General features: G+C 70.5%; 11 protein-coding genes and 1 pseudogene. 2 read left to right on the top strand and 10 right to left on the bottom strand.

The features are described 5' to 3' along the window. Window positions 1–878, bottom strand: a pseudogene (locus BHU06_RS18800) (hypothetical protein); the annotation flags it as partial. Window positions 879–895: 17 nt separating this feature from the next. Continuing rightward, window positions 896–1,573, bottom strand: a complete 678-nt coding sequence (gene ytfE, locus BHU06_RS18795) for an iron-sulfur cluster repair protein YtfE (protein ID WP_070400744.1) — start codon at window positions 1,571–1,573, stop codon at window positions 896–898. Window positions 1,574–1,714: 141 nt separating this feature from the next. Between ytfE and norR the strand changes: the two genes are divergently transcribed. After that, window positions 1,715–3,265, top strand: a complete 1,551-nt coding sequence (norR, locus tag BHU06_RS18790) for a nitric oxide reductase transcriptional regulator NorR (protein WP_070400743.1) — start codon at window positions 1,715–1,717, stop codon at window positions 3,263–3,265. A 38-nt stretch (window positions 3,266–3,303) separates the two neighbouring features. Here norR and BHU06_RS18785 read toward each other — a convergent pair whose 3' ends face one another. The 3 genes from BHU06_RS18785 to BHU06_RS18775 are packed head-to-tail and all read right to left on the bottom strand — an operon-like array spanning window position 3,304 to window position 5,730. Beyond that, a complete protein-coding gene (locus BHU06_RS18785; RefSeq protein WP_070400742.1) occupies window positions 3,304–3,612 on the bottom strand; it encodes an aromatic ring-opening dioxygenase subunit LigA in 309 nt (102 codons plus the stop codon). 34 nt (window positions 3,613–3,646) lie between these two features. Next, on the bottom strand, window positions 3,647–4,615 hold the full coding sequence (locus BHU06_RS18780) for a PDR/VanB family oxidoreductase (protein WP_070400741.1): 969 nt from the start codon (window positions 4,613–4,615) through the stop codon (window positions 3,647–3,649). 8 nt (window positions 4,616–4,623) lie between these two features. Then, window positions 4,624–5,730, bottom strand: coding sequence for an aromatic ring-hydroxylating dioxygenase subunit alpha (locus BHU06_RS18775; protein ID WP_070400740.1), 1,107 nt, complete (start codon window positions 5,728–5,730; stop codon window positions 4,624–4,626). A gap of 120 nt (window positions 5,731–5,850) precedes the next feature. Here BHU06_RS18775 and BHU06_RS18770 point away from each other — a divergent pair, with 120 nt between their 5' ends. Then, entirely contained in the window at window positions 5,851–6,819 is a 969-nt protein-coding gene (locus tag BHU06_RS18770; protein ID WP_070400739.1) for a LysR family transcriptional regulator, read from the top strand. Here BHU06_RS18770 and BHU06_RS18765 read toward each other — a convergent pair. The 5 genes from BHU06_RS18765 to BHU06_RS18745 are packed head-to-tail and all read right to left on the bottom strand — an operon-like array spanning window position 6,785 to window position 11,245. Beyond that, a complete protein-coding gene (locus tag BHU06_RS18765; RefSeq protein ID WP_070400738.1) occupies window positions 6,785–8,077 on the bottom strand; it encodes a TRAP transporter large permease in 1,293 nt (430 codons plus the stop codon). The genes BHU06_RS18770 and BHU06_RS18765 overlap by 35 nt on opposite strands. Continuing rightward, window positions 8,074–8,613, bottom strand: coding sequence for a TRAP transporter small permease (locus tag BHU06_RS18760; protein ID WP_175442886.1), 540 nt, complete (start codon window positions 8,611–8,613; stop codon window positions 8,074–8,076). The genes BHU06_RS18765 and BHU06_RS18760 overlap by 4 nt, the downstream gene beginning before the upstream one ends. Next, window positions 8,613–9,629, bottom strand: a complete 1,017-nt coding sequence (locus BHU06_RS18755) for a TRAP transporter substrate-binding protein (protein WP_070400737.1) — start codon at window positions 9,627–9,629, stop codon at window positions 8,613–8,615. Before BHU06_RS18755 ends, BHU06_RS18760 begins: the two co-directional genes overlap by 1 nt. Window positions 9,630–9,683: 54 nt before the next feature. Continuing rightward, a complete protein-coding gene (locus tag BHU06_RS18750) occupies window positions 9,684–10,532 on the bottom strand; it encodes an extradiol ring-cleavage dioxygenase (RefSeq protein ID WP_070400736.1) in 849 nt (282 codons plus the stop codon). Further along, the gene (locus tag BHU06_RS18745; protein WP_070400735.1) at window positions 10,529–11,245 is read right to left on the bottom strand and encodes a glutathione S-transferase family protein; all 717 of its coding nucleotides are present in this window, start codon (window positions 11,243–11,245) and stop codon (window positions 10,529–10,531) included. The genes BHU06_RS18750 and BHU06_RS18745 overlap by 4 nt, the downstream gene beginning before the upstream one ends. Window positions 11,246–11,265 lie beyond the last annotated feature (20 nt).

Genomic DNA, 11,265 nt, shown 5'->3' with positions numbered 1-11,265 from the left:
AAGAAAGGAGCTAAGACGGAGAGTCCAGACAAGGACTTATCCACAGAACCGGCTGCCGTCAGGTAGCCTTGAGGGTGGGTCAAATTTGAATGATCACGACGGGTCAGTATTGGGTGATCGTCAACAGCCCAGGCCCAGACCAGCAGGCCGATGCCCGCCAGCAGGATCACCACGCTGGCGATGGACCAGACCACGTTCTCCTTGCTGGGCACGTTGCCGATCAGCGGCTCGTGCGGCCAGTTGTTGGTGTAGGTCACCTGCGTGCCGGGCCGCTCGGTGGCCGCGGCCCAGGCGGTCCAGAAGAAGAACTGCGTGAGCCGCTCGCGCCGCTCGGCGCTGGGCAGGGTGTTCTCCTTCATCGCGAAGCTCTCGCGGCTCTTGGCCAGCGCGGGCGCGTCGGAGAACAGCTGGTCGTAGTAGGCGGCCGTGTGCGCCATGGCCATCGCGCGCCGCTCGCTCACCACCAGCGCGCCATCGGCGCCGACGCCATTGGCGCGGTACTCGGCGCGCAGCTCGGCGCGCAGCGCGCCCTGCAGGCCGGCGTCGAGGTCCGCGTAGGCGCGCCCGTGCCGCTCGCGGGCGGCCAGGTCGAGCCAGGCCGTGAGTTCGCGGTGCAGCCAGTCGGCCGTCCAGTCGGGGGCCTGGTAGGCGCCGTGGCCCCAGATGGAGCCGAGCTGCATGCCGCCCACCGACTGCCAGGCCGTCTGCCCGTCCAGGATGTCCTCTTGTGTGAACAGCGCCTTGCCTCCGGCGGTGCTGACCTGCGCCGGCACCGGCGGCGCCGAGCGGTAGACCTCGGCGCCGAAGTAGCCCAGCAGCGAGAACATGACGATGCACACGCCGATCAGCGCGAACCAGTACTTCTTGTAGATACCCATGAGGTTTCTCCCGTGCGTCAGTGCACGTCCGCCGGCGCGAAGCGCTCGAACAGCACGTTGTTTTCCAGGTGGATGTGGGCGATCAGGTCGTCTCGGAAGGCGACCAGGCCGCTGTAGAGCGCGCGCCAGGTGGTGCAGGCGCCGCGCGGCGGCGTGAAGTCCTGCGTGAGTTCGCTCAGGCGGCGCAGGGCCGCGCCGTGCTCCTCGTGCTCGCCGCGCATCACGCCGATGGGCATGCCACCCATGGCGCCGTGTCCGCGTGCGATCAAGGGGAACAGCACCAGCTCTTCCTTGCGCATGTGGCTCTCCAGTTCCTGGCCCATGGCCATGAGGTGGTCGGCCAGGCCCTGCGGGCAGTCCGCGCGGTCGCCGTGCACCTGCTCGACGCGCCGCGCCAGCCGGATCAGCTCGGGCAGCTGCTCGCGGTGCACCGCGTGGTAGCGCACCAGGATGTGGTCCACCAGCTCGGTGTCGGTGGCCCGGCCCCAGTCGGGCGCCTGGGACGGCGCCTCGCGCGCCTGCAGCGCCAGCAGCTCGGCCGCGATGGCCTCGCCGTCGACGCCGGCGGCCGTGGCCGCCGTGCGCAGCGTGCGGTTGCCCGCGCAGCAGAAGTCGAACCGGTGCGCATCGAACACGCGGGTGGCGCCGGGAATGCGCCGGGCCAACTGGCCCAGGGATTGGTCCATCAGGTCCATGCTTGCTCCTTGGTGAATGGGTCGCCAGGCGATACGCGATCCGCGTGCCAAAAAAATTCCCTTGCCAATCAAAGGCTTGGATTGACCTGGGTCAAATCCACCCGGGTCGCGCCACGGTACAAATCACCGCATGGGGTACGAATGACCATCGACACGACGCAACTGCTGCTGCTGACCGACCTGGTGGCCGAGCTGCCGGCCGCGGTGCGCCTGCAGCGTTTGGTGGGCAGCCTGCGCGCGCACTTCGCCTGCGGGGCGGTGGCGCTGCTGCGGCTCGAGCAGGAGCACCTGCGGCCCCTGGCGGTGGACGGCCTGGCCAGCGACGCGCTGGGCCGGCGCTTCGCGCTGAAGGACCATCCCCGGCTGGCGGCCATCCTGGCGCGGCGCGGCGCCACCCGCTTTCCCCACGACAGCGCGCTGCCCGATCCCTACGATGGCCTGGTCGACGGCCACCCCGGCCAGCCCCTGCCGGTGCACGACTGCATGGGCATGGCGCTGGACGTGGAGGGGGAGCGCTGGGGCGTGGTGACGCTGGACGCCTTGGACATCGGCCGCTTCGACGCCCAGGCCCCGCGCGAGCTGGAACAGCTCGCCAGCGCGATCGAGGCGGCGGTGCGCCTCACGCGGCTGGAGGTCGAGGTCCGCGCCCTGCGCACGGCGGGCTGGCCGGCGCCGGCCGGCGCGCGCGCCCACCCGCGCGAGGACAGCGACATCGTCGGCCAGAGCGAGGCCATCGTGCACCTGCTGCACGAGCTGCAGGTGGTGGCCGATTCCGAACTGCCCGCGCTGCTGCTGGGCGAGACCGGCGTCGGCAAGGAGCTGTTCGCGCACCGTCTGCACCAGCTGTCCCGCCGCGCCGGCAAGCCGCTGGTGCACGTCAACTGCGCGGCCTTGCCCGAGTCGCTGGCCGAGAGCGAGCTGTTCGGCCACGCCAAGGGCGCCTTCTCGGGCGCGATGAGCGAGCGGCCCGGCCGCTTCGAGGCCGCCGACGGCGGCACGCTGTTTCTGGATGAGGTGGGCGAGCTGCCGCTGGCCATCCAGGCCAAGCTGCTGCGCACGCTGCAGAACGGCGAGATCCAGCGCCTGGGCACCGACCGGCCGCGGCGCGTGAACGTGCGCGTGATCGCGGCCACCAACCGCCAGTTGCGCGAACTGGTGCGCGAGGGCGCGTTCCGTGCCGACCTCTACCACCGCCTCTCGGTCTACCCCATTCCCATTCCGCCGCTGCGCGAGCGTGGCAACGACGTGCTGCTGCTCGCCGGCCGCTTCCTCGAACTCAACCGCGCCCGGCTGGGGCTGCGCAGCCTGCGCCTGTCCGCCGACGCCGACGCGGCGCTGCGCCGCTACCGCTGGCCCGGCAATGTGCGCGAACTGGAGCACGTGATCAGCCGCGCGGCGCTCAAGGCGGTGAGCCGGGGCGCCGACCGCCGCGGCATCGTCACCCTGGAGCCGGACATGCTGGACCTCGACGAGGGGGACGCGCCGGCGCAGGACCGCGCCGCGCCGGGCGCCAGCGCCGCGCCGCTGCCCGCGCTGGCGCCGCTGCACGAGATGGTGGCGGCCACGCAGCGGCAGGCCATCCAGCAGGCGCTGGTGCTGCACGGCGGCAACTGGGCCGCCGCGGCCCGTGCGCTGGACCTGGACGCCAGCAACCTGCACAAGCTGGCCCGCCGGCTCGGGCTCAAGGCCTGAGCGCCAAGGCCCCGCGGGGGCCTCGCGGTGAACGCGCCCTAGCAGTGCTCGCCCACCGCCTTGTAAATGCCCGCGCGCACCGGGCCATGCTCACGCAAGCCGGTGCGCATGGCTTCCAGGTAGGCGTTCCAGTCGTAGCCGGCGGCGGCGGCGAAGTGCATCAGCAGCTGTCCGTTGACACCGAGCACGTACAGCAGGCCGATGTCGGGCTGCTGCAGGGCCTGCGTCTCTTGCGGATCGAGCTCGTAGGCCGACAGGTACTCGTCCGGCGCCGAGCGGAACCGCTGCAGCGCCTGCGGGCTGCGGTTGAGTTCGTAGATCACCTTCTGCACGCCATAGAGGCTCATCGTCTTCTCCGGTTCGGGCGGCGGCGCCGGGACCTCACAGGTCCAGCACGAGCCGCGGGGAACGGGCCCGCGACACGCAGATGACCATCGAGCGGCCCGCGTCGCGCTCCTCCTGCGACAGCACGTAGTCGTGGTGCTCGATCTCGCCCTCAAGGACCGTGGTCTCGCAGGTGCGGCACAGGCCCTCCCGGCACGAGCACGGAACGCCGATGCCATGGGCTTCCAGCACGTCCAGGATGCTTTGGTTCTGCGGCACCTGCAGGCGCAGGCCGCGCCGGCGCAGTTCGACCTCGAAGGCGCCGCCGGGACCCGCCGCTTCGGCGCCGGGCGCGGGAGCCGAGAAGTACTCGAAGTGCAGGCGCTCGGGCGGCAGGTGCGCGCCCTGGGTCCGCACGGCGTCCATCAGCGCGCTCGGCCCGCAGCAGTAGACGTGCTCGCCCTCGCGCACATCGGCCAGGGCCTCGCGCACGTCCAGCGCCGCCCCTCCGCACAGGGCGTCGAAGTGGAAGCGCACCGCGGCGCCGTGCTGGCCCAGGGTGTCATAGAAGGCCGCGCGCTGCGGGCTGCGGGCGGCATACACCAGCCGCCAGGGGCGCTGGTGCGCGATGCACCACTGCACCATGGACATGATGGGCGTGATGCCGATGCCCCCCGCCACGAACAGGTAGCTGTCCAGGTCCGGGTCCAGGCGGAAGTGGTTGCGCGGCGCGCTGGTCTCCAGGCGATCGCCGCAGCGCAGGCTGCGGTGCACGAACGCCGAGCCGCCCCGGCTGGCCGGCGACAGGCCCACGCCGATGACGTAGCGATCGCGCTCGCGGCAGTCGTTGCTGATCGAGTAGTGGCGCACCAGGCCGCCGGGCAGCCGGATTTCCAGGTGCGCCCCGGGCTCGAAAGCGGGCAGCGGGGCGCCCTGCGGGTCCCGCAGCTCCAACAGCAGCACGCCGCAGGCCTCGGCCCGCACGTCGCTGACCTGGAGCACCAGGCCGTCCTTCTGATTCGACATCGCGCGCCTCAGGCCGTGGCCCGCTGGGACACCGGCATGGCCACCGGCTGGGCCGCGGACTTCGCTGCCTGCTGCTCGGCCTTCACGCGCTCATCGAACACCCAGCGGAAGTGCGACAGCGCCGCGTCGGCACCGATCGCCAGCATCTTGAAGTCAGGGTCGGCGTCGAGCAGCTTCTGCTGCCCTTCGATGAAGGCCTTGTCCTCCATGAAGCCTTCCTCGATGCTGTTGCGCAGCGAGCGCGCGATGTTGGGGTCGTCGAGGTCGAAGTCGTGCAGGTAGTTCCAGAAGAAGTGGGTGCTGCGCCGCGTCTCCGGGGTCATGAACTGGCAGTTGCAGTAGCTGCGCGCGCCTTCCTTGTTGCCGTCCTTGAGGCCGCTGCCGGCCGGCGCGAAGGTGGTGTAGAGGAAAAACATGCCGGGGATCTGCATGTGGCCGATGTTCTTGCGGTCCACCTTGTCCGTCTTGTTCGGGATGACCTTGCGGTGATAGGGCGGCGGGTCCGAATCCAGGTGCCAGCGCTCTACGCGAAAGCCGTCCTCCAGCCGCTCGATGGCCACCGGCTTGGTCTTGTAGGCGTATTCCTCCGAGCCGCCCAGCGTATTCGTGTGCACGAAGGCCAGGTGCGCGAAGTCGCTGAGGTTGTCGACGATCAGCATCCAGTTGGCGTCGTAGTGCATGTAGTCGGGGATGCCGCGCCAGGCCGGGTCGCGCATGGCCGGGAAGTCCACGATCTTGGCCGGATCGGCCTGGTCCTCGTCGCCCATCCAGATCCACACGATGCCGTCGCGCTCGACCACCGGGTAGCTGCGCACGCCGAGCTTGGGCGGCACCCGTTCCTGGCCCGGGATCTCGATGCACTTGCCGGACGGGTCGAACTTCATGCCGTGGTACATGCAGCGCAGGCAGTCGCCCTCGATGCGCCCCAGGTCCAGCGGGGCGGCCCGGTGGCAGCAGCGATTGTCCAGCGCCACGACACGACCGCTGTCGCCGCGGTACAGCACGACCGGCACCTCCAGCAGCGTTCGCGCCAGCTTCCTGCCGTCGATGAGGTCGTGCGACCACGCCGCGACGTACCAGCAGTTCATGAGAAAAATCCCGTCCTTGTGTGCCATTGCTTCTCCTGATGTGGGGTTGATCCAAGCGTTTGGATGGCGCCGAGATTAGGGTTCGCCAGCCCTGGCATCTACGGGGTCTCGGTGGACACACTGTCCCCTGCGCTGGACAATCGACCCATGACGAGCAACTGGGACGACTACGACCTCTTCTGCCACGTGGTCGAGCACGGCAACTTCTCCGCGGCGGCGCGCGCGCTGGACCGCCCCAAGTCGAGCCTGAGTGCGGCGGTGATCCGCCTCGAAACCTCGCTGCAGGCCCGCCTGCTGGAGCGCACCACGCGCCGGCTGCGCATGACGGAAGCCGGCGAAGCGCTCTTCCATGGCATGGGGCCGCTGTTTGCCGCGCTGCGCGAGGCCCACCTCGCGGCCCTCGAGCAGCGGCAGGGCGTGAGTGGCACGCTGCGCATCGCTGCGCCCTACGAGTTCGGCGCCGAGCACCTGGCGCCGGTGGTGTGCGCGATGATGGATCGCTACCGGCAGCTGCGCATCGAACTCGACGTGCACCATGCCTCGCTCAATCCGCTGGAGCAGGGCCACGACCTGGCGTTCGCGATGCTGGAGTCGGCCTTGCCGGCCTCGACCATCGTGGTGCGCCGGGTGATGTCGCTGGAGCGAAAGCTCTACGCCGCGCCCACGCTCATCAAGGCCCACCGCTCACCCAGCACGCCGCGGCAGCTGGCCAAGATGCCCATGCTGGCGGGCCTGAGCGACACCGAGTGGCGCTTCCGGGGCCCCGATGGCGGCACTGAGAGCATCACCCTGCAGTCGCCCCGCTTGGTCAGCGGGAACGCCGACGTGCGGCTGCAGGCGGCCATCGCCGGCCACGGCGTGCTGCGGGTGGCCGAGCCCTTCGCCACGCCCGCCATCGGCGCGGGCCTGCTGCAGCGCCTGCTGCCGGACTACAGCTGCGACCCGCTGCGCGTGTACGCCCTGTTGCCGGCCAAGCGCCTGATGCCGGAGAAGGTGCGGCTGTTCCTCGAGATGCTGGAGCAGCAGGTGCGGCAGGACGTGACCGGCCGGGGCAGCCTCATGGGCTGGACCAGCCGGCGGCTCATAGGCGCAGCGCCTGAGGCAGCCACAAGGTGATGGCGGGCAGGGCGATCAACAGGCCCAGCCGCACCAGGTCCACCAGCACGAAAGGCATGACGCCGCGCCAGATGGCGCCCGTCGGCACTTCCGGCAGCATGCTGCGCAGCACGAAGACGTTCATGCCCACGGGTGGCGTGATCAGGGAGATCTCGGCGACGCAGACGATCAGCACGCCGAACCAGACCGGGTCCAGGCCCATGTGCGTGATCAGCGGAAAGAAGATCGGCACCGTGAGCAGGATCATCGACAGGGTTTCCATCGCCGCGCCTAGCACCACGTAGATCAGGCAGATGCCCACCACTACCATGAGGGGCGACAGCCCCAGGCCCATGACCGCGTCGCGCAGGTCGGTGGGCATGGTGGTGTAGTTGATGAAGTTGGCGAACAGCGAGGCGCCGATCAGGATGGTGAAGAGCATGGCCGAGGTGCGGCCCGATTCGCCCAGGATCTCGATGAGCCGACCCCAGGACAGGGTGCGCCGCAGCGCGGCGAACAGCAGACCGCCCATGGCGCCCACGCCGGCGGCCTCGGTGGCGGTGAACAGCCCGCCGTACAGGCCTCCCATGACGACGCCGAACAGCAGCAGCACCGCCCACACCTTGCGCAGCGCCTGCCAGCGCTCGCGCCAGGGCGTGTGCTCGCCCGGCGGGCCCAGTTCGGGCGAGCGGGCCGTGACCACCGCCGCGGCCACCATGTACAGCGCCATCGCCAGCAGGCCCGGCAGCAGGCCGGCGGCGAACAGGGCGCCGATGCTCTGCTCGGTCATGATGCCGTAGATGACCAGGATCACGGACGGCGGAATCAGGATGCCCAGGGTGCCGCCGGCGGCGATGGTGCCGGCCGCGAAGGAGTCGGCGTAGCGGTAGCGCCGCATCTCGGGCATGGCCACCCGGGCCATGGTGGCCACGGTGGCGAGTGAGGAGCCGCAGATCGCGCCGAAGCCTGCGCAGGACACCAGCGTCGACAGCGACAGCCCGCTGCGGCGGTGCCCGAAGAAGGCGAACGAGGCGCGGAAGAGTTCGCGCGACATCCCGGCCTGCGTCACGAGCTGGCCCATGAGGATGAACAGCGGCACCACCGACAGGGTGTACTTGGCGACGTCCAGCACCTCCGTGGTGGCCGAGGCGCCGGCCGCCGGCCAGCCGCGCATGAAGCCCATACCCACCACGCCCACGATGCCCATGGCGAAGGCCAGCGGCACGCGCAGGAACATCAGCAGGAAGAGGCCCCCGAACCCGAGCATGGCTTCGTTCATGGCGTGGCCTCCGGTGGGGTGTCGTCGATGGAAGGGGCGGGCGCGAACGCCAGGCCCAGGTGCATCGCGGCCGTCAGCAGCAGCAGCGCCGCGATCGCGTAGTGGAAGTTCGCCAGCCCGATGGACAGGATGGGCGTGGTGTCGCCGTACGAGGCGGTGCGGGCCGCCCGCGCGAACAGCAGCACGCCGATGCCGGCGAGGATCGCCGCGCAGCACAGGTCGGCGAGCCGGGACTGCAGGTGCTTCAGGCGGGCGGGCAGCCAGGGATCGAACAGGTCGAACAGCACGTGCTCGCCTTGGAGGGAGGCCAGCGGCAGCCCGGCGAACACCGTCACGAGCATCAGCAGCTCGACCAGTTCCACGACACCGGGCAGGCCGATGCCGAGCAGCTTGCGCGCGACCACGTCGGCGCATTGCAGCAGCATCATGGCGAAGATCGCGGCGGCCACCGTCCAGGTCAGCAGCGTCTGGATCCGCGCCGTGACCACGATCCGTGGGGCGGGCGCGGCCGCCGGCGCGGCGGGGCTCGCGAGCATCAGCGCTGCTGCTTCGCGATTTCGGCGCGAAGCTCCTGCAGGACCTGGGCCGCGTTCGGCAGGCCTTTCTGTTTCGCCGCGTCCACCCATTGCTGCTCCAGCGGCGCGGTCTTCTGCCGGATCGCCTCGATCAGCGCTGGCGAGGAGGGCGAGGAGTCCACGCCGATGGCGTCCAGCGCGGCACGGCCGCGCTGGTCGGCGGCGTCCCACTCGCGGCCGATGCGCCGGGCCAGCGGTTCGCCCGACAGCTTCTCGATGGCCGCGCGGTCGGCGGCGGGGAGCCGGCCCCAGGTGCCTTCGTTCATGAACATCGCGAAGCTGGTGTTGTAGAGGCCGCCCGGGATGTTCGTGCGGTACTTGATGAACTTCTCCAGGCGGTACACGGGCACGGATTCGGCCGGAAAGAAGACGCCGTCGACCACGCCGGCCGACATCAGCTCGTAGGACTCCACCGAGGGCTTGAGGATGGCGCTGGCGCCCAGGGCCTGGGCCACGTCCTTGACCATGCCCCCGCCTACGCGGAACTTCAGGCCGCCGAGGTCCGCGAGGGTCTTGATCGGGCGCTTGGACAGGTAGATGTCGGCCGGCCCGTGCGTGAAGACCGAGAGCACCTTCAGGCCCTTGTGCTCCTTCGCGAAGGCGTCGTGGCGCTCGAAGATGCGCTGGTAGGCGACGGAGGTGATCTCGGCCGAGTGGCCCAGGAAGGGCAGTTCGGCCACCGAGGTCAGCACGAAGCGGCCCGGCGTGTAACCGTGGATGCCGAAAGACAGGTCGGCGAGCCCGTCGCGCACCGCGTCGAAGGTGGCGGCCGGGCCCGCCACCGGCTTGGGCAGGATGTTGCAGCTCACGCGCTTGTCCGTGGCCTGGGCCACGTCGTCGCACCACTGGCTGACGGCCTTCATCACGGGATGGGTCTGAGGCACGAACATCGAGGTCGTGAGCACCGTCTGCGCCGACGACAGCAAGGGCGCCAGGGCCAGTGCGAGCAGCAGCGTGCGAGGGGTCGCCAATTTCATGGTGTTGTCTCCTGGAGAAAGCGGCACGGCTGTGCCTCGTGGGGTAAAGGGTCGTCAGGCCAGCGCGGCGGTCGCGGCCTCTTCGCCCGTGGCCATCACGCCGATGGAGCAGCCGCAGGCGAAGATGGGGATGGGCTCGTAGCACCAGACCTCGCCGGTGTGGCCTGCGCAGGCGCCGGCCACCGCGATGAAGGTGCGGATCTCGTAGCCGCCCTGGCCGCCGTCGCGCTGGGTCTCTTCGTCGGTGTAGGCGCACAAGGCCTCGCGGTCGTTGCGCGTCCAGCGCGCCAGGAATTCGCGGTCCCAGGCCTCGTTGATGCGCCCGGAGTCCGGCGTGCAGGGCCAGTGCGAGATGCCGCCGGTGCCGATCAGGGCGACGCGCGCCGGCATGGCGTCGGCGGCGCGCCGGATGGCCTCGCCGAGCGCGTAGGCGCGCTGCAGCGGCGCCAGCGGGGGGCCCTGGCAGTTGATGTTGACCGGAATGATGGGCAGGTCGTTCTGCGGCACCAGGTGGTGCAGCGGCACCATGATCCCGTGGTCCAGCTTCCACTCCTCGCAGAAGCTCAGGTCCACCGTGGCCGACATGCCTTCGATCAGCTGCAGCGAGAGCGCGCTGTTGCCGGGCACGCGGCGGCGCGCAATGCCCAGCCACTCGGGGTCCTCGATGGGGCCTTCGTAGTGGTCGGCCATGCCGACTGCGAAAGCCGGCATGTTGTTCATGAAGAAGTTGGCGAAGTGTTCGGCGGCGATCACCACCAGCACGTCGGGCCGGCTCGCGCGCAGCGCCTCGCGCTGGGCCTGGTAGGCCGCTTCCAGCCGCGCGAGTTGCCGGGGGTCGGCGCGATCGCGCCGCGCGGTGATGCCGGGGCCATGGCTGCAAACGCCCGCGAAGACGAGGCTCATGCCAGGTCCACCAGAGGCGCATCGGCGCCCGCCATCTCGGCCGGCAGGTCGTAGGCGCGCACGCCGCGTTCGCGGGCCACCACGCGGCGCACGGCGCCGCGTTGCCAGACCCGCTGCGCCAGGGCGCGGTAGCGGGGCCGGGGCGGCATCTCGCCGCTCAGCCGCTCGTCGAAGCTCCAGAGGTAGAACACAAAGAGGTAGGCATCGACCGCGCTGAAGGCATCGCCCAGCGCATAGGGCGTGTCGCCCAGGCGCCGCTCCACCGTCTGCAGCGCGCGCGCCAGGCGCTCGTGGCCCTGGGCGCGCACGGCCTCCACCACCTCGGGGTGGTCGCCGCCGTAGCTCTGCGGACGGAAGACCGAGCGGTAGGCGGCGTGCAGGCTGCTGGAGATGAAGTTCATCCACTCGTGGGCCCGCGCCCGCGCCAGCGTGCCGGGCCGCGGCAGCAGTTCGCGCTCGGGGACCAGGTCGGCCAGGTAGCTCAGCAGGGCCTGCGACTCGGTGAGGATCTGACCGTCGATGGACAGGGCGGGCACCGTGCCGCTGGGGTTGAGCTGCAGGTACTCGGGGCGAAGGTGTTCGCCAGTGCGGATGTTGACGGAGCGGGTGGCGTAGGGGAGCCCGGACTCCTCCAGCACGATGTGGGGCGCCAGGGAGCAGGCCTTGGGGCTGTAGTAGAGGATGAGCTCGGGGGGAAAGGGTGGGGCGTTCATGGGGTGGTGGCGTCGGCTGC

It is taken from the genome of Hydrogenophaga sp. PML113, assembly GCF_001777155.1.
GTDB lineage: Bacteria > Pseudomonadota > Gammaproteobacteria > Burkholderiales > Burkholderiaceae_C > Hydrogenophaga > Hydrogenophaga borbori.
Note: the sequence above shows the minus strand (reverse complement) of the source record. Positions and strands in the feature narration are given on the sequence as shown.